Annotated in this window: 14 protein-coding genes; 10 read left to right on the top strand and 4 right to left on the bottom strand. The window is 71.9% G+C overall.

Features of this window, described 5'->3' with window-relative positions:
- Window positions 1-203: 203 nt before the first annotated feature.
- Window positions 204-2,060 carry an AAA family ATPase gene (locus ACIPSE_RS34780; RefSeq protein WP_401670721.1) on the bottom strand — a complete coding sequence of 619 codons (1,857 nt, stop codon included), beginning with the start codon at window positions 2,058-2,060 and terminating at the stop codon, window positions 204-206.
- 434 nt (window positions 2,061-2,494) lie between these two features.
- Window positions 2,495-3,139, bottom strand: coding sequence for a uridine kinase (locus ACIPSE_RS34775; RefSeq protein ID WP_401671298.1), 645 nt, complete (start codon window positions 3,137-3,139; stop codon window positions 2,495-2,497).
- A 201-nt stretch (window positions 3,140-3,340) separates the two neighbouring features.
- On the opposite strand from ACIPSE_RS34775, the gene ACIPSE_RS34770 reads away from it, so the two are divergent.
- The 3 genes from ACIPSE_RS34770 (at window position 3,341) to ACIPSE_RS34760 (ending at window position 5,699) form a co-directional block, all read left to right on the top strand.
- The gene (locus tag ACIPSE_RS34770) at window positions 3,341-4,693 is read left to right on the top strand and encodes a peptidase C39 family protein (protein WP_401670719.1); all 1,353 of its coding nucleotides are present in this window, start codon (window positions 3,341-3,343) and stop codon (window positions 4,691-4,693) included.
- 129 nt (window positions 4,694-4,822) lie between these two features.
- Complete coding sequence (locus tag ACIPSE_RS34765) at window positions 4,823-4,975, top strand: SCO1431 family membrane protein (RefSeq protein ID WP_401670717.1); 153 nt, start codon at window positions 4,823-4,825, stop codon at window positions 4,973-4,975.
- A 64-nt stretch (window positions 4,976-5,039) separates the two neighbouring features.
- Window positions 5,040-5,699, top strand: coding sequence for a TetR/AcrR family transcriptional regulator (locus ACIPSE_RS34760; protein ID WP_401670714.1), 660 nt, complete (start codon window positions 5,040-5,042; stop codon window positions 5,697-5,699).
- Between the two features lie 81 nt (window positions 5,700-5,780).
- On the opposite strand, the gene ACIPSE_RS34755 is transcribed toward ACIPSE_RS34760, so the two are convergent.
- Window positions 5,781-7,046: a glycoside hydrolase family 18 protein gene (locus ACIPSE_RS34755; RefSeq protein WP_401670711.1), complete on the bottom strand. Its 1,266-nt coding sequence runs from the start codon at window positions 7,044-7,046 to the stop codon at window positions 5,781-5,783.
- A 347-nt stretch (window positions 7,047-7,393) separates the two neighbouring features.
- On the opposite strand from ACIPSE_RS34755, the gene ACIPSE_RS34750 reads away from it, so the two are divergent.
- The 3 genes from ACIPSE_RS34750 to ACIPSE_RS34740 all read left to right on the top strand — a co-directional run bounded on the left by ACIPSE_RS34750 (window position 7,394) and on the right by ACIPSE_RS34740 (window position 11,132).
- Window positions 7,394-8,566: an acyl-CoA dehydrogenase family protein gene (locus tag ACIPSE_RS34750; RefSeq protein WP_401670709.1), complete on the top strand. Its 1,173-nt coding sequence runs from the start codon at window positions 7,394-7,396 to the stop codon at window positions 8,564-8,566.
- 362 nt (window positions 8,567-8,928) lie between these two features.
- The gene (locus ACIPSE_RS34745) at window positions 8,929-10,023 is read left to right on the top strand and encodes a hypothetical protein (protein WP_401671296.1); all 1,095 of its coding nucleotides are present in this window, start codon (window positions 8,929-8,931) and stop codon (window positions 10,021-10,023) included.
- Window positions 10,024-10,028: 5 nt separating this feature from the next.
- A complete protein-coding gene (locus tag ACIPSE_RS34740; protein ID WP_401670707.1) occupies window positions 10,029-11,132 on the top strand; it encodes a phosphotransferase family protein in 1,104 nt (367 codons plus the stop codon).
- A gap of 16 nt (window positions 11,133-11,148) precedes the next feature.
- Here the strand turns inward: ACIPSE_RS34740 and ACIPSE_RS34735 are convergent, their stop codons facing one another.
- Window positions 11,149-11,583 carry a hypothetical protein gene (locus ACIPSE_RS34735; protein WP_401670706.1) on the bottom strand — a complete coding sequence of 145 codons (435 nt, stop codon included), beginning with the start codon at window positions 11,581-11,583 and terminating at the stop codon, window positions 11,149-11,151.
- A gap of 267 nt (window positions 11,584-11,850) precedes the next feature.
- Between ACIPSE_RS34735 and ACIPSE_RS34730 the strand changes: the two genes are divergently transcribed.
- From ACIPSE_RS34730 to fxsA, 4 genes are all read left to right on the top strand, one after another.
- Window positions 11,851-12,291 (top strand): Lrp/AsnC family transcriptional regulator, encoded by a 441-nt coding sequence (locus ACIPSE_RS34730; RefSeq protein ID WP_401670703.1) that lies wholly within the window; start codon window positions 11,851-11,853, stop codon window positions 12,289-12,291.
- 47 nt (window positions 12,292-12,338) lie between these two features.
- On the top strand, window positions 12,339-13,937 hold the full coding sequence (locus ACIPSE_RS34725; RefSeq protein WP_401670700.1) for an amidohydrolase: 1,599 nt from the start codon (window positions 12,339-12,341) through the stop codon (window positions 13,935-13,937).
- 536 nt (window positions 13,938-14,473) lie between these two features.
- Window positions 14,474-15,268, top strand: coding sequence for a polyprenol monophosphomannose synthase (locus ACIPSE_RS34720; protein ID WP_401670697.1), 795 nt, complete (start codon window positions 14,474-14,476; stop codon window positions 15,266-15,268).
- Window positions 15,269-15,326: 58 nt separating this feature from the next.
- Entirely contained in the window at window positions 15,327-15,872 is a 546-nt protein-coding gene (gene fxsA, locus ACIPSE_RS34715) for an FxsA family membrane protein (RefSeq protein WP_401670695.1), read from the top strand.
- Window positions 15,873-15,940 lie beyond the last annotated feature (68 nt).

Here is a 15,940-nt window from a genome sequence, read left to right as displayed (position 1 = left end):
GCATCCGATGTGTTCAGGGGCGCGGGGAACTGCGCGACAAGCCACAACGCACCCGCGGCCGGTCTGCTTTTGGGGGCGCGGGGAACTGCGCGACAGACCACGACGCACCCGCAACTCAACAGATCCGGCCGAGCTCTACGGCGCAGCTCAGCTCAGCGCAGCGCACCGCACCGAATCGCAGCGCCGACGCACCGCCCCGCACATCACGCCGCAGACGGATCCTGCGGCCCCCGCCCGGACAGAACCTCCCCATACGCCTGCATCAGATCAGGCAACCGCAAGGTGGACAGATCGTCGCGCGTCAACATCCCGGGATACGTGGACAACCGCAAGTCCCGATAAGCGCAGCTCTTCTCGTACAGCGTCCGCAGGAACCGCCCGTTCCCCAGCTCGTCGATCCACCCCTGCTCCACCACATGACCGGCGATCGAGCGCAGCTCGTCCAGCGCCTCCTCGTCCCACACGTCCCCGTTCTCCGCGGCCAGCACCTCGCCGATGGAGGTGAGTTCGAGCGGCCGGTACGAGGGGAAGTCCACCCGCGTGGTGAAGCGGGACGACAGCCCGGGGTTGGCGGTCAGCAGCCGGTCCATGCCCTCGGGGTAACCGGCGAGGATGACGACCAGATGGTCCCGGTTGTCCTCCGCCCGCTTCAGCAGCACCTGGAGCGCCTCGTCGCCGTACGCGTCGCCCTTGCCGTAACCGGAGTTGGACAGGGAGTACGCCTCGTCGACGAAGAGCACCCCGCCGATCGCGGAGTCGATGAGCTCGTTGGCCTTCACCGCGGTCTGCCCGAGGTACTCGCCGACGAGGTCGGCGCGCTGGGCCTCGACGAGATGGTCGCCGCCGAGCAGGCCGAGGGCGTAGAAGACCCGGCCGAGGATTCTCGCCACGGTGGTCTTGCCGGTGCCCGAGGGGCCGGAGAAGACGAAGTGCCGTTTGGGCGGCTGGACGGGCAGACCCTGCCCGGCACGCAGCCGCGCCATGTTCAACTGTGCGGAGAGCGCCTTGACTTGGCGCTTCACCGGTTCCAGGCCGACCATGCGCTCCAGTTCCGCGAGCGCTTCCTCCAGTAACACGGGGTCGGTGGGTCCGGCGGGCAGCGGGGGCGCGGTGGCCGTCCGTTCGCGGACCACCGGGTCGGTGACCGAGGGCAGGGGGCCGGTCGGGAGATCGGGGTCGGAGAGCTTGAGGTCCCGGCCCTCCATGCCGAACAGCGGGTCGAGCCCGTCGGGTCCCTCCAGGATGTCCGCGCCGCCGGAGAGCGCCATGGCCGCGAGGTCGGTCGCGTCGTCGTACCCGTCGGACTCGGCGATCGCCGCGAGCCGGGCCGAGGTGTCCATGAAGGCGGCGTCGACGCGGTGCACCGCGCGGTACAGGGGGAGGGCGGCGGCGGAGCGGCCGGTGCCCTCGTGGGCGCGGGCGAGCCAGTAGCGCAGCTCCTTGCGCTGGGGCTGTTCGCTGCGACAGCGCATCAGGGCCGCAGACAGCAGGGGCTCGGCCTGCCCGTACATCTCCAGGCGCACCCGGGCCATCCCGCCGAACAGTCCGGCCTCGATGCCGAGGAGCGCGTCGTCGATCAACGGGTCGGTGTGCCGGACCAGTTGATCCCAGTCCTTGACCAGATAGGAGCGGCACGCGTGCAGGAAGCGCACCTGGGAGTCGGTGTCCACGGGCGGCAGGCCGGCGAGGGCCCGGTCCAGCTCCGGGACATGGCGTCCGTCCAGCCAGTGCGAGGCGTGCGCGAGCAGCAGGTCGCGCGGGCTCTCCAGCACCGGTTGCACCCACCAGCCCAGCCAGTACCAGGAGTTGAGGGTCCGCCGGTGGCGGGCGCGCTGTTCTCCGAAGCGCTCGCGGTGCCGGAACATCCGCAGCAGCGCGGTCGTCGTGTCGACGCGCAGCGCGTGCAGGCCGAGCCAGGCGTCGGCCATTCCCGGGTCCATCCGGACCGCGGTGCGGAACTCCTCCTCCGCCTGCGGATACGCCCCCATCGTGTAGGCGTCCACACCTCGCAGCCAGGCGAGGTCGGCCGGGGCCTCGGGGCCCCGCGTGCCGAAATCCATCACGTCCCCCACAAACCGTGCCCCCGTTTTGGTTCGCCGGCGGGCCGGCGCCCGTCGACCACCTTGATCGAACCGCCTTGCCGCGGACCGGAGTTGCAACGGTGCGCAGAGCAGCCGTTCCTGAGGTCGCACCGAAGGCATCGTACCTGCGGGGGCGGGGCCCGCCGAAGGGTGCCGCACAGGCCGTTTGACGAGGTGGGAGCAGACGGGACGCATGGCGTCCGGTGACCCAGGGTGAGCGAATCGGGGCTCGGGGCGCCCGGAAAACGGGGTGAAGGCAGAACGAAGCCCCCGATCACGGGGGAACAACCGGGGGCTTCGCGTCTGCGGGCGGCCTCGAACGGCCGCGCATTGAGAACGTAAGTCCTGTACGGCCCCTCGGTCAAGCGGAGTTGAGGGACTCAAGAGGTTCGGCTTCGGCGGTCTTCACGAGTTCAGCACATTGCCGATGGGTCGTCACCGTGAGTGATGTCCCGGCTCGGCTCAGCCGTCCCAGCAGGCCCGGGAAGCACCTCGTATCCCGGCTGAAACGGTGTCCCGGGGCCGGTTCCGCGCTGCCGGATCAGCAGATCGGCGTACGGCCGGGAGGGGTCGTCGGCGAAGTGCTCGGCCTCCGCCAGGACCCATCCGGCCCAGAAGTCCCGCTGCTCCGCCCCGTCCCGGGCGCGCCCCCGTGCCCAGGACTCCTCACGTGGCAACTCCATCCACAGGAGCCGGGCGAGATGCGGGCGCAGCGCCCGGCGGCCCGCGCCGACCCCCTCGACGAGCACGACCGGGGCCGCGGGCAGGGCGCGGGCGGGACCGAAGCGGCGCGCGTGCCAGTCGTAGGGCCCGTAGTGCGCGGTGGCGCCCCGCGTGAACGGTTCGACGACCTGGGTCAGCAGCCGCCCGGTCCAGCCGAACAGTTCGTCGTGGCTCGCGATGTCGTCCAGCCGCAGCACCGGCGCGCCGCCCAGTTCGGCCGCCAGCAGCCCGGCGAACGTGGACTTCCCGGACCCGGCGTGCCCGTCGACACCGACCAGCCGGACCGGACCGCAGGACGGGGGGAGCCGGCGGAGCCGGTCGGCGAGGTGCTGGATGACGGTTCCTGGGGTGCGGGGGAGCGGGCGGTACGCCGCCGGAGTCTAGCCCCGCCCGTCCGTGCCAGTGGTCGAGGCCAATATTCGTGCGCGTGGCATGCCCTTAAGTGCTGGCAGGAGCCTGTCGATTGTGGTCATAGTTGGCGCACAGACTTGCAGTGGACCTGCCCATTCTCGGACAACTTGGGGGTCATTCCGCCCATGAGCAGAGCCGAACAGCCGTCCCGGCGAACCGTCCTGGCCGCCGCGGTCGCCGCCGCGGTGGCGGGCGGTGCCGGCCCCGCCCGCGCCGCCGGCACCGGGCAACCCGAGGGAGCCCCGGCCCGCCTCGTCGACAACCGCTTCTGGACCACCTACGCCGACTGGCGCGCCGGCACCGCCAAGGGCGTCAGGGCCGTCGCGGGCGCCCGCCCCGGGGTGGTGATCGGGGGCGCCGCCGGCACCGTCGACTACACCGACCCGCACACCGGCACGACCGCCGCCTGGGAGTACGCCACCTGGACCTCGCCCGTCCACCGGCTCGCCGTCCCCTCCACCGAGGCCATCGCGTCCTGGAACGCCCACACCCCGGCCGGCACCTGGCTCCAGGTCGAGCTGAAGGGCACGTACTCCGACGGCACGGACACCCCCTGGTACGTCATGGGCCGCTGGGCCGCGGGCGACCAGGACATCAAGCGGACCTCGGTCGACGACCAGACCGACGACAAGAGCAGCATCTGGACGGACACCTTCGCGATCGACGACCCGGCCACCGGGCTGCGCCTCACGTCGTACCGGCTGCGGCTGACGCTCTACCGCCGGCCGGGCACCCGGACGACCCCGACCGTGTGGCGGCTGGGCGCGATGGGCTCCGACGTCCCGGACCGCTTCACCGTCCCGGCCTCCACGCCCGGTCTCGCCCAGGAACTGATCGTCCCGCGCTACTCGCAGGAGATCCACGCCGGTCAGTACCCCGAGTACGACAACGGCGGCGAGGCCTGGTGCAGCCCCACCTCCTCGCAGATGATCATCGAGTACTGGGGCGGCCGGCTCACCCCGGAGCAGCTCGCCTGGGTCGACCCGACCTACGCGGACCCGCAGGTGTGCCACGCGGCTCGCCACACCTACGACCACCAGTACGCGGGCTGCGGCAACTGGCCCTTCAACGCGGCCTACGCGGCCACCTTCGACGGCCTCCAGGGCGTGGTCACCCGGCTCGGCTCGCTGGCCGACCTGGAGACGCTGATCGCGGCCGGTGTCCCCGCCATAACGTCCCAGTCCTTCCTCGAGGAGGAGCTGACCGGCGCGGGGTACGGCACCTCGGGGCACCTGATGACCGTGATCGGCTTCACCGCCGAGGGCGACGTGATCGCCAACGACCCCGCCTCGCCCGGCGACGACGCCGTGCGGCGCGTCTACAAGCGGCGCGAGTGGGAGAACATCTGGCTCAGGACCAAGCGGTACAACGCCAGTGGCAAGGTCGTCTCCGGTACCGGCGGCGTCTGCTACCTGTACTTCCCGGCGCGGCCGAGCGCCCGGCAGTGCAAGGCGCTCGAGGCGGTCGGGGTGCGCTGATCCAGGGCCGCGGCCGAGAGCGGGTCCGGAGGGCTGTGACCAAGCTCTCGGCCGCAAAAGCCCTGATCGATGGCAAGGTGGGACACATGCCCAGGGGGGGTTCAGCCAGTCCTACGTCAGTGAGAAGCCATGACCGCGAACGCAGCCACCGCCTCCCGGGCCGCCTCCCGTGTCCGCACCGGCGGCCCCCGGGAAGACGGCCCCAAGATCCTTGAGCACGTCATGGGCTGGACCCTCGTCGCGGTCGTCGCGATGCTCGTGACCCAACTCGGTCTGCTGTGACCTGAGTCATCCTTGACCTGACATACTGCGGGAGTCCCGCCGCCCGTTGAGACCAGGGTCGAAATTGCATATCAGTCGACAGCGCGACGCCGCACGTCCCAAGGCGCGTGTCACCGAGCGCTCGGTGGCGCGCCGTGCCGAACTCATCGCCATCGGGCGGAGGTTGTTCGCCGACACGTCGTACGACGCGCTCTCCATGGACGACATCGCCCGCCAGGCGCATGTCGCCAAGGGACTGATCTACTACTACTTCCAGTCCAAGCGCGGCTACTACCTGGCGATCATCCAGGACTCCGTCGCCGACCTGGTCACCTTCGCCGCCGGCGGCGTCCGGCTTCCCCAGCTCGACCGGGTCCAGCGCACGATGGAGAGCTATCTGCGCTACGCCGAGCACAACCAGGCCGCGTTCCGCACCATCGTCAGCGGCGGCGTCGGCTTCGACACCGAGGTGCACGCGATCCGGGACTCGGTGCGCGCGGCGATCGTCACGACCATCGCCGAGGGCGCGTACGGCCGTACCGACATCGACCAGCTGGCCCGGATGGGCCTGCTGGCCTGGGTGTGCAGCGTCGAGGGCGCCACCCTCGACTGGATCGACCACCCCGAGCTGCCCCGCGAGACCATGCGCGAACTCCTGGTGAAGACCCTCGGCGGCACCCTGCGGGCCATCGAGGAGCTCGACCCCGCCTACCGGGCCCCGCAGCCCGCCCGCCGCGACGCCTGACCGGTCCCGGTCCCGGTTCCGGTCCACGGGTGAGGGGCGGAGGCCCGTCGAGCCCCCGCCCCGAGTGTCCCGCGTCCGCGGTCAGTTGATCGCCTTGATCAGTTCACCGCTCGTCGTGTCCCCGCTCAGTTCCCAGAAGAACGTGCCGCCCAGGCCCTGCTGGTTCTTGTAGGTCATCTTGGTGGCGATGGTCGACGGGGTGTCGTAACTCCACCAGTCGCTCCCGCACTTGGCGTACGCGGTGCCCGCCACGGTGCCGGTCGCCGGGCACTTGGTCTTGAGCACCTTGTAGTCGTCGATGCCCTGCTCGTACGTGCCCGCCGCCGGTCCGGTCGCCGTGCCGCCGGGCGCGGCCTGGGTGACGCCGGTCCAGCCGCGGCCGTAGAACCCGATGCCGAGCAGCAGCTTGGCGGCGGGGACGCCGAGGCCCTTGAGCTTGGCGATGGTCGCCGAGGTGTAGTAGTTCGCCGTGGGGATGCCCGCGTAGGAGTTCAGCGGCGAGTGCGGGGCCGTCGGGCCGGTCGTGGCCCAGGCGCCGAAGAAGTCGTACGTCATCGGGTTGTACCAGTCGACGTACTGGGCGGCGCCCGCGTAGTTCGCCGCGTCGATCTTGCCGCCGGAGGTGGCGTCGGCGGTGATGGCCGCGGTGACCAGGTTGCCGGTGCCGAACTTCGCGCGCAGCGCCGACATCAGGTTCTTGAAGGCCTCCCGGCCGCTGGTGTCGCAGGTGTTGCCGCAGGCGTTGGGGTACTCCCAGTCGATGTCGATGCCGTCGAAGACGTCGGCCCACTTGGAGTTCTCGACCAGGTCGTAGCAGGACTGGGCGAACGCGGCCGGGTTCTTCGCGGCCTCGCCGAAGCCGCCGGACCAGGTCCATCCGCCGAAGGACCACAGGACCTTGAGGCCCGGGTGCTTCTTCTTCAGCTCGCGCAGTTGGTTGAAGTTGCCGCGCAGCGGCTGGTCCCAGGTGTCGGCGACGCCGTCCACCGACTCGGCGGCGGTGTAGGTCCGGTCGGTCGCCGCGTAGGCGTCGCCCATCGCGCACTTGCCGCCGGTGACGTTGCCGAAGGCGTAGTTGATGTGGGTGAGCTTGGCGGCGGAGCCGGACGTCTCGATGTTCTTGACGTAGTACTTCCGGTCGTAGGTGCCCCATTCCGTGAAGTAGCCGACGACCTTGGAGCCGGCTTGTACGGCGGGTGCGGCGGCGGCCGGTTCGGCGAGCGGTTTCGCCGCGGGTTCCGCGGTCGCGGCGCTCGCGCCGGCCAGGAGCCCGGCGCCGAGGACGGCGCAACAGGCGGCCGAGACGAGCGCTCGCAGGGAGCGCGGGGTGAGGGGGGAGAAGTGCATCGGGGTGTCTCCTCGTGGGGGGTGAGGGGTGCTCCGATCGACATGCGCGCTTGGCATGGACGCGGTAAGGCGTTGATCCGCAACCGTAGGAGGACTAGACCAGTACGTCAATGGTTCGGACCATTTCCCACCGCCCGGCGGGCTCCCGGGATATTCTTGAAGTGAGCGGTCGTTAACTGGTGACGCGGTGCACGCGATCGGGCATACTCACCCGCAGAGCCGCTGGTCAGCCGCTTCCGAGACCCGGAAGCGGGCGTCCCGGCCCGGTACTGAGCAAGCCCTGGCGGAGCCGCCCACACCCAAGGCGTACGTCCGTCGATGTGCCCGACAGGGAGGAGAGCGTCGCCATGCCCGACCGCGCCCCGCAGCCGGTGGACCGGCAACTGCCCACGGACGAGGCCAGGGATCTGATCTCCCTCGTCCGGGACATCGCGCAGCGAGAGATCGCCCCGCGGGCGGCCGAGGAGGAGGACGCCGGACGCTTCCCGCGCGAGGTCTTCACCCTTCTGTCGGAGTCCGGACTGCTCGGCCTCCCCTACGACGCGGAGCACGGCGGCGGCGACCAGCCGTACGAGGTCTACCTCCAGGTCCTCGAAGAGCTCGCCGCGGCCCGCCTCACCGTCGGCCTCGGCGTCAGCGTCCACACCCTCGCCTCCTACGCGCTCGCCGCGTACGGCACCAAGGAGCAGCAGGTCGAACACCTGCCCGCGATGCTCGGCGGGGGACTGCTCGGCGCGTACTGCCTCTCCGAACCGGCCTCCGGATCGGACGCCGCGTCCCTGCGCACCAAGGCCGTGCGCGAGGGGGACGGCTGGGTCCTCACCGGCACCAAGGCCTGGATCACGCACGGGGGCATCGCCGACTTCTACACGGTCATGGCGCGCACCGGCGAAGAGGGCCCGCGCGGGATCACCGCGTTCCTGGTGCCCGGTGACGCGCAGGGGCTCAGCGCCGCGGCGCCGGAGAAGAAGATGGGGATGAAGGGCTCGCCCACCGCCCAGGTCCATCTCGACGGCGTCCGCGTCCCCGACGCGCGGCGCATCGGAGAGGAGGGCCAGGGCTTCGCGATCGCCCTGTCCGCGCTCGACTCCGGGCGGCTCGGCATCGCGGCCTGTGCGATCGGCGTGGCCCAGGCGGCGCTGGACGCGGCGGTGGCGTACGCGACCGAGCGGCGGCAGTTCGGCAAGCCGATCGCCGACTTCCAGGGGCTGCGGTTCATGCTCGCCGACATGGCGACCCAGATCGAGGCGGGCCGGGCGCTGTACCTGGCGGCGGCGCGCCTCAGGGACGCCGGCCGGCCCTTCGCCAAGCAGGCGGCCATGGCCAAGCTGCACTGCACCGACACGGCGATGAAGGCCGCCACGGACGCGGTCCAGGTGCTCGGCGGATACGGCTACACCGCGGACTTCCCGGTCGAGCGCTACATGCGCGAGGCCAAGGTCCTCCAGATCGTCGAGGGCACCAATCAGATCCAGCGGATGGTCATCGCCCGTCACCTGGCCGGTCCGGAGTCCCGCTGAACTGACCCGGCCTGACCTGCGGCGCCGCGAGCCGGACCCACTCCGGATCGTGGCGCCCGGGCAGGGTGCGGCCCCGGTCGGCCCAGGTGCGGATCAGCTCGCGGTAGATCGGCGGATCCTGCGGGGGCGTCGGCGGAACCGATTCTGCGGGCGCGGGGACGAAGACCCGGCGCCGGCGCCCGGACGGTGAATATGTAGGGGTCATACCTGGGCAACGCGGTGCCGGGCGGGCAGGTCACCCGCGAGCGGAATCGACCGTGAGTTCGCCGACGCCCCCGTCTCTGGCCACCTGCACCCATCTGACGTACCGTCAGCCCAGCCGTTTCCCGGGCTTCAGCGCGGCCGACGACAGGGGGTTCGCCGTGGGCGAGGACCGTCCCATTGCGCTCGACGAGTACCCGGTGCACCAAGTCCCGTTGTCCATGCGGCACATGGCCACCGGCGACCGGAACGCCTACGACCGCTGCATCTTCCAGGTGTTCGACCACGAGGGCCGGGCCCTGCTGATCCTCGGCCTCGGCGTCTACCCGAACGTCGGCGTGACCGACGCCTACGTCACCCTGCGCACCGGCGACACCCTGCACGCCGTCCGGGCCTCCGACGCCCTCGGCGACGACCGGCTGCGGCTCGCCGTCGGCCCCCTGCGCATCGAGGTCGAGGAGCCACTGCGCCGGCTCCGCCTGCTCTGCGACGACGACACTCTGTCCTGCGACCTCGTCTGGAGCGCCGACCACCCGGCGCTGTGGGAGCCCCACCATGTGCAGCGGCGCGGCGGACGGCTGACGCTGGAGGGCCGCCGGTTCGTCCAGGCGGGCAGCGTGGACGGCGTCGTGCGGGCGGGCGGGGAGGAGCTGCGGGTGGCGGGCTGGACCGGGACCCGCGACCGCAGCTGGGGAGTGCGCCCGCTGCCCGGCGAGGAAGGCGGCAGGCTCGCCGAGGAACACCCCACCGAGGGATTCCACTGGCTCTGGTGCCCGGTCCGCTTCAACGACCGCTTCCTCATGGTGATCGTCCAGGAGGACGCCGACGGCTACCGCACGCTCAACGACGCCACCGTCGTGCGCCCCGGCCACCCCGACCGCCAACTCGGCTGGCCCCACCCGGAGATCACCTACCGCCCCGGCACCCGGCACCCCGAGCGCGCGGTGATCCACCTCGGCGACCCGCGCAAGCCGCGCGAGCTCCAGGTCGAGATCCTCACCTCCTCGCCGCTCGCCCTCGGTGCGGGCTACCCGCCCGCCGACGACTGGCAGCACGGCACCTGGCACGGCCACGGCTGGACCGACCGGCGCACCTACGACCTGACCCGGCCGCACCCGCTCGCCGCGTACGGCGTCACCGACCACGCCGCCCGCTTCCGGCTGGACGGACGGGTGGGGTACGGCATCTTCGAGCACGGATCGTTCGGGCGGCACGACCCGAGCGGGTTCACCGGCTTCGACTCGGTCGCGACATAAGGGAGTTGGCCATGGCGCCCCGACCGCGCACCACCACCCGCGACCCGGAGGACCTCGCCCGCCGCCTCACCGTCTGGCTCGACGCCAGGCTCCCCGGCGCCAAGGCCGCCTCGGTCACCGTCCCCGCCTCCAACGGCATGTCCAGCGAGACCCTGCTCTTCGACATCGAGCACCCCGAACCACCTCTGCGGGCCTGTGCGTTGAGGCTGGCGGCGGACCCGGCGGCGTACACCGTCTTCCCGGTCTACGACATGGTCCGCCAGTTCCGGACCATGCGGGTCGTGGGGGAGCGCACCGACCTGCCGGTGCCCCGCGTCCTGTGGCTGGAGGAGGATCCCGGGCCGCTCGGGGCGCCCTTCTTCGTGATGGAACGCGTCGAGGGCCGGGTCCCGCCGGACGTCATGCCGTACACCTACGAGGGCAACTGGCTGCACGCGGCGAGCGACGGGGAACGCGAACGCCTGGAGGCCGCCTCCATCGGCCTGCTGGCCCGCCTGCACGACCAAGTCCCGCCGCAGGAGGTGCGGTTCCTCGAACTCCCCGGCGAGGGCGACGCGCTGCGCCGCCATGTCACCGCCCAACGCGCCTACTACGACTGGGTCGTCGACGGAGTCGCCCGCTCACCCCTCATCGAGTCGGCCTTCGACCGGCTGGAGGAACTCTGGCCCGCCGAACCCGGCCCGCCCGTCCTCAACTGGGGTGACGCACGCATCGGCAACGTCGTCTACGACGGGTTCGAGCCCGCCGCGGTCCTCGACTGGGAGATGGCCGCACTCGCCCCGCGCGAGGTCGACCTCGGCTGGACCGTGTACCTGCACCGCTTCTTCCAGGACCTGACCACGTCCTTCGGGCAGCGCGGACTGCCCGGCTTCCTGCGCCGGGACCGGATCGAGGCACGGTACGCGGAACTCACCGGGCACACCCCGCGCGACATGGACTTCCACACGCTCTACGCCGCGCTGCGGCACGCCGTCGTCATGCTGCGGGTCGCCTATCGGCAGGTGCACTTCGGGGAGGCCGTCGTCCCGGCGGATCCGGACACACTGATCCTGCACCACGGCAGTCTGCGCGCCATGGTGCAGGGCAGCTACTGGGACGGAGCGATCTGACCCGGAGAGGGCGCGCTCAGGCGGCCTGACGCCGCATCGGGGGCACCCGCATCGGACGCGAGCTGGGACCGCCCACGTGCGAGAAGGGCTGGGTCCGCCAGTCGAGCCCCTGAGGGAGCGTCAACAGCAGGGCGGTGTCCTGCTCCTGGGGAGTGGCGTCCTCGTCCGCGGGGCTGGCCTCGGTGGCGCGGCGGCCGGTGCCGGCGCAGACCGTGAGACCGAACGGGTTCCAGGGAGAGGCGCACAGCGCGTGCTCGGGAAGGACCTCCTCGTCCGCCAGCAGGGCGATCGGCTGGACGCAGTCCGGGCACACGACCCGGTACATCTCGAAGGTGTCGTACGCGTCGAACTCGTCGTCGAGAGCGTCGGGTTCGACACCCTCCGGCTCGGGTTCGGCTACCGCCTGGAGCCGCTTGGGTGCGGTACGACCAGGGCGCTTGGGATTCTGCATGGGATTCTCCCCCTCGGGCTGGGCCGTGAAGGCGCTGCGGCCTCGACCACAGCAAGCACTTCCCGTCCCGTCTCGGCGGTAATCACGAGAGCATCACGGAGAGCGTTCAAGCGGTGTGGCGTTCGTCACATGCCGCATGCAGATGCGTGACCCGGCCGTTTTGTCCCCAGACGGCTCACAGCCCGCTCTCGGTCACATCACGAACCGGGCATGACCTGGGCCGCTCAGGTATCCGAGGAGATCAGCGGCACTGTAGGTTCTTGCGCCATGGAGGAGCTGGACCGTCAAATCGTGCGGCTGCTCGTCAAGGACGGGCGTATGAGCTACACGGACCTCGGCAAGGCCACGGGCCTGTCCACGTCGGCCGTGCACCAGAGGGTGCGCCGGCTGGAGCAGCGTGGCGTGATCCGCGGGTACGCCGCCGTCGTCGACCCCGAGGCCGTCGGGCTGCCCATGACCGCGTTCATCTCGGTGAAACCGTTCGACCCGAGCGCGCCCGACGACATCGCCGACCGCCTCGCCGGTGTGCCCGAGATCGAGGCATGCCACAGCGTCGCCGGCGACGAGAACTACATCCTCAAGGTGCGCGTGGCCACCCCGCACGAGCTGGAGGAGCTGCTCGCGCGTCTGCGGTCGCTGGCCGGGGTCTCGACCCGGACCACGGTGGTCCTGTCGACGCCCTACGAGGCACGGCCGCCCCGCGTCTGACCGACCTGCGTACGGAGCCGGTCCCGCCAGGCGCGAGACTGTTCCCCATGAGTGAGTCCACCGCCGTGCCCCAGACCGTCCTGCTGCGCCGGGGCGAGGTCCACAGCCCCGCCGACCCCTTCGCCACCGCGATGGTCGTGGAACGCGGTCAGGTCGCCTGGGTCGGCTCCGAGGGCGCCGCCGACGCCTTCGCGGACGGCGTCGACGAGACCGTCGACCTGGACGGCGCCCTGGTCACCCCCGCGTTCACCGACGCCCACGTCCACACCACCGCCACGGGCCTCGCCCTCACCGGCCTCGACCTGTCCGACGCCCCCTCCCTGGAGGCCGCCCTCGGGCTCGTCCGCGACTTCGCCGCCGCCCGCCCGGCCGACCGGGTGCTGCTCGGCCACGGCTGGGACGCGGCCCGCTGGCCCGGCGGCCGTCCGCCCACGCGCGCGGAGCTGGACGAGGCCACCGGCGGGCGCCCGCTGTACCTGTCCCGCATCGACGTGCACTCGGCGGTCGCGAGCACCGCCCTGCTCGACCTGACCTCCCTGGGCCGCCCCGACGGCCCGCTGACCGCCGACGACCACCACGCCGTCCGCGCCACCGCCCTCGGCGCCGTCACCCCGGCCCAGCGCGCCGAGGCCCAGCGTGCCGCGCTCGCCCACGCGGCCTCCCTCGGCATCGGCTCGGTCCACGAGTGCGCGGGCCCCGGCATCTCCTCCGAGGACGACTTCACCGGCCTGCTGCGCCTGGCCGCCGAGGGCACCGGACCGCGGGTCGTCGGCTACTGGGCCGAACAGGACGTCGAGAAGGCGCGGGAACTGGGCGCGGCCGGAGCCGCCGGGGACCTGTTCGTGGACGGTGCCCTCGGCTCCCACACCGCCTGTCTGCACCAGCCCTACTCCGACGCCGGCCACACCGGTCTGGCCTACCTGGACGCCGCCGCCGTGGCCGCCCATGTCGTCGCCTGCACCGAGGCGGGCCTCCAGGCCGGCTTCCACGCGATCGGGGACGCCGCCGTGAGCGCCGTGGTCGAGGGCGTCCGCGCCGCCGCCGAGAAGGTCGGCCTCGCCCGTGTCCGCGCCGCCCGGCACCGCGTCGAGCACGCCGAGATGCTCACCCCCGAGACCATCGCCGCCTTCGCGGAGTTCGGGCTGACCGCCTCCGTGCAACCCGCCTTCGACGCCCTGTGGGGCGGCGAGGAGGGCATGTACGCCCAGCGCCTCGGTGCCGCGCGGGCGCGCGCCCTGAACCCCTTCGCGGCCCTCCTGCGGGCCGGTGTGCCGCTCGCCTTCGGCTCCGACAGCCCGGTCACCCCCCTCGACCCCTGGGGCACGGTCCGCGCCGCCGCCTTCCACCGCACCCCCGAGCACCGTGTCTCGGTACGCGCCGCCTTCACGGCCCACACCCGGGGCGGCTGGCGGGCCGTCGGACGGGACGACGCGGGCGCCCTGGTGCCCGGCGCGCCCGCGGACTACGCGGTGTGGCGCACCGAGGAACTCGTCGTCCAGGCCCCGGACGACCGGGTCGCCCGCTGGTCCACCGACCCGCGCTCCGGTACCCCCGGTCTGCCCGACCTCTCCCCGGGCGCGGACCTGCCGCTCTGCCTGCGCACGGTGGTCGGCGGACGCACGGTGTTCGTACGGCCGAGCGAGTGATCTACGGCGTCGGCGTGCACCCGTTCGGCCGCCGACGCCCTCTCGCACGACCTGCGCCGCCTCCGCACTGACCAGGGGTTTGAGGGAGAACGCGCAGGTCGAACGGCTGTTGACAGGCGACGGCAGGGGGCCGGTAGGTTCGGCCCAGTCCACCACCGGACGCCCGACCGGGAACGTCCACGCACTCGCGGCCGCGCCGCTGGGTCAGGGACGGTGTGCCGCACCGGAGCACCGCCACTGGGAGCCAGGCTCAGCGCCCGCGCCGCCGCGAGGGAACGTTCCGGCCGGTCGGGGAGGTGTGACCCGGGTGGGGCCCGGGCGCTCAGTAGACAACGGCTTTCGGTCGATCCGCAGCCGGCGGATCCCAGGTCGGCCCGAAGGGCGCCGGGCCCCCATCCGCAGGTCGCACAGTGCCTGAAAAGTTACTGCTTACCCAGCTCTTGTTAAATCGACACCACCATATGAACCTCCTGTCACGTCGGTGCCGACCGCGGCCCACTATGGTGGGTGCCTGCGTTACGGACTAAGGGGCAGCAGTGAACGACGGCGACGGGACCCTCGCTGAACAGGGCAAAGGGGGTCGGTTCGGCCCGCTCGGCAAGGCCTTGGTGATCATCCCGACCTATAACGAGGCGGAGAACATCAAGACCATCGTCGGCCGGGTGCGTGAGGCTGTTCCCGAGGCCCATGTACTGGTCGCCGACGACAACAGCCCGGACGGCACCGGCAAACTCGCCGACGAGCTCGCCGCCGCGGACGGCCAGGTCCAGGTTCTGCACCGCAAGGGCAAGGAAGGCCTCGGCGCCGCCTACCTCGCGGGCTTCCACTGGGGCCTGGACAACGGCTACGGAGTCCTTGTCGAGATGGACGCCGACGGCTCCCACCAGCCCGAGGAACTGCCCCGTCTGCTGACCGCGCTCAAGGGCGCCGACCTCGTCCTCGGCTCCCGCTGGGTGCCCGGCGGCCGGGTCGTCAACTGGCCCAGGTCCCGCGAGTTCATCTCCCGCGGCGGCAGCCTCTACTCCCGGGTCGCCCTCGACCTGCCCCTGCGGGACATCACGGGCGGCTACCGCGCCTTCCGCCGCGAGACCCTCGAAGGGCTCGGCCTCGACGACGTCGCCTCCCAGGGCTACTGCTTCCAGGTCGACCTGGCCCGTCGCGCCGTCCGTGCCGGCTACCACGTGGTCGAGGTGCCCATCACCTTCGTCGAGCGCGAGCACGGCGACTCCAAGATGAGCCGCGACATCCTCGTGGAGGCCCTGTGGCGGGTCACCACCTGGGGGGTCAACGAGCGGGTCGGCAAGGTGCTGGGGCGCGGCAGGAAGGGCTGAGGGCCGGGCTGATCGTCCCCTTATGCCGCACTGAGCCGGACCCAGGCACACTGGACACATGACGACTGGCGCTCCGAACCCCACCTATCCCGCCCGGCCGCGGCGCTCGCGGCTGCGCACCTTCCTGCCGCTGGGGATCGCGGCCTGGCTGGTGCTGGAGATCTGGCTGCTGACCGTGGTGGCCGGCGCGGCGGGCGGGTTCACCGTCTTCCTGCTGCTGGTCGCCGGGTTCGTGCTCGGCGCCGTGGTCATCAAGCGGGCGGGCCGCCGGGCGTTCAAGAGTCTCAACGAGGCGCTCCAGCGCGGTGCGGCGCCCGACAGTGGCGGCGGCAACGGCCTGATGATGCTGGGCGGGCTGCTGATCATGCTGCCCGGACTCGTCTCGGACGCGGCCGGTCTGCTCCTGCTGCTCCCGCCGGTCCAGAAGGCCCTGGGCCGCGCCGTGGAGCGCAGGATCGGCAAGGCGGCCCCGGGCAGCCTCGGCAACGCCTTCCAGCAGACCCGCATCCACCGCCCCGACGGCAAGGTCGTCCAGGGCGAGGTCGTCCGGGACGACGAGCCGCGCGACGCCCCGCAGGAGCCGCGCCCGCCGCTCACCCGCTGAGCGCCTCGGGGCAGGAAAAGACAAAAGACCGAGGGCGCCGTACGAGATCTCGTACGGCGCCCTCGGTC

Origin of the sequence: Streptomyces sp. NPDC090106 (assembly GCF_044747265.1) — a bacterium.
Classification (GTDB): domain Bacteria; phylum Actinomycetota; class Actinomycetes; order Streptomycetales; family Streptomycetaceae; genus Streptomyces.
This window is presented reverse-complemented; position numbering and strand designations above follow the sequence as displayed.

Excerpts from the sequence above, each read along its gene's own strand:
- ACIPSE_RS34780 (WP_401670721.1), bottom strand. The coding sequence starts at position 2,060 with ATGGATTTCGGCACGCGGGGCCCCGAGGCCCCGGCCGACCTCGCCTGG.
- ACIPSE_RS34770 (WP_401670719.1), top strand. The coding sequence starts at position 3,341 with ATGAGCAGAGCCGAACAGCCGTCCCGGCGAACCGTCCTGGCCGCCGCG.
- ACIPSE_RS34765 (WP_401670717.1), top strand. The coding sequence starts at position 4,823 with ATGACCGCGAACGCAGCCACCGCCTCCCGGGCCGCCTCCCGTGTCCGC.
- ACIPSE_RS34755 (WP_401670711.1), bottom strand. The coding sequence starts at position 7,046 with ATGCACTTCTCCCCCCTCACCCCGCGCTCCCTGCGAGCGCTCGTCTCG.
- ACIPSE_RS34750 (WP_401670709.1), top strand. The coding sequence starts at position 7,394 with ATGCCCGACCGCGCCCCGCAGCCGGTGGACCGGCAACTGCCCACGGAC.
- ACIPSE_RS34735 (WP_401670706.1), bottom strand. The coding sequence starts at position 11,583 with ATGCAGAATCCCAAGCGCCCTGGTCGTACCGCACCCAAGCGGCTCCAG.
- ACIPSE_RS34730 (WP_401670703.1), top strand. The coding sequence starts at position 11,851 with ATGGAGGAGCTGGACCGTCAAATCGTGCGGCTGCTCGTCAAGGACGGG.
- ACIPSE_RS34725 (WP_401670700.1), top strand. The coding sequence starts at position 12,339 with ATGAGTGAGTCCACCGCCGTGCCCCAGACCGTCCTGCTGCGCCGGGGC.
- fxsA (WP_401670695.1), top strand. The coding sequence starts at position 15,327 with ATGACGACTGGCGCTCCGAACCCCACCTATCCCGCCCGGCCGCGGCGC.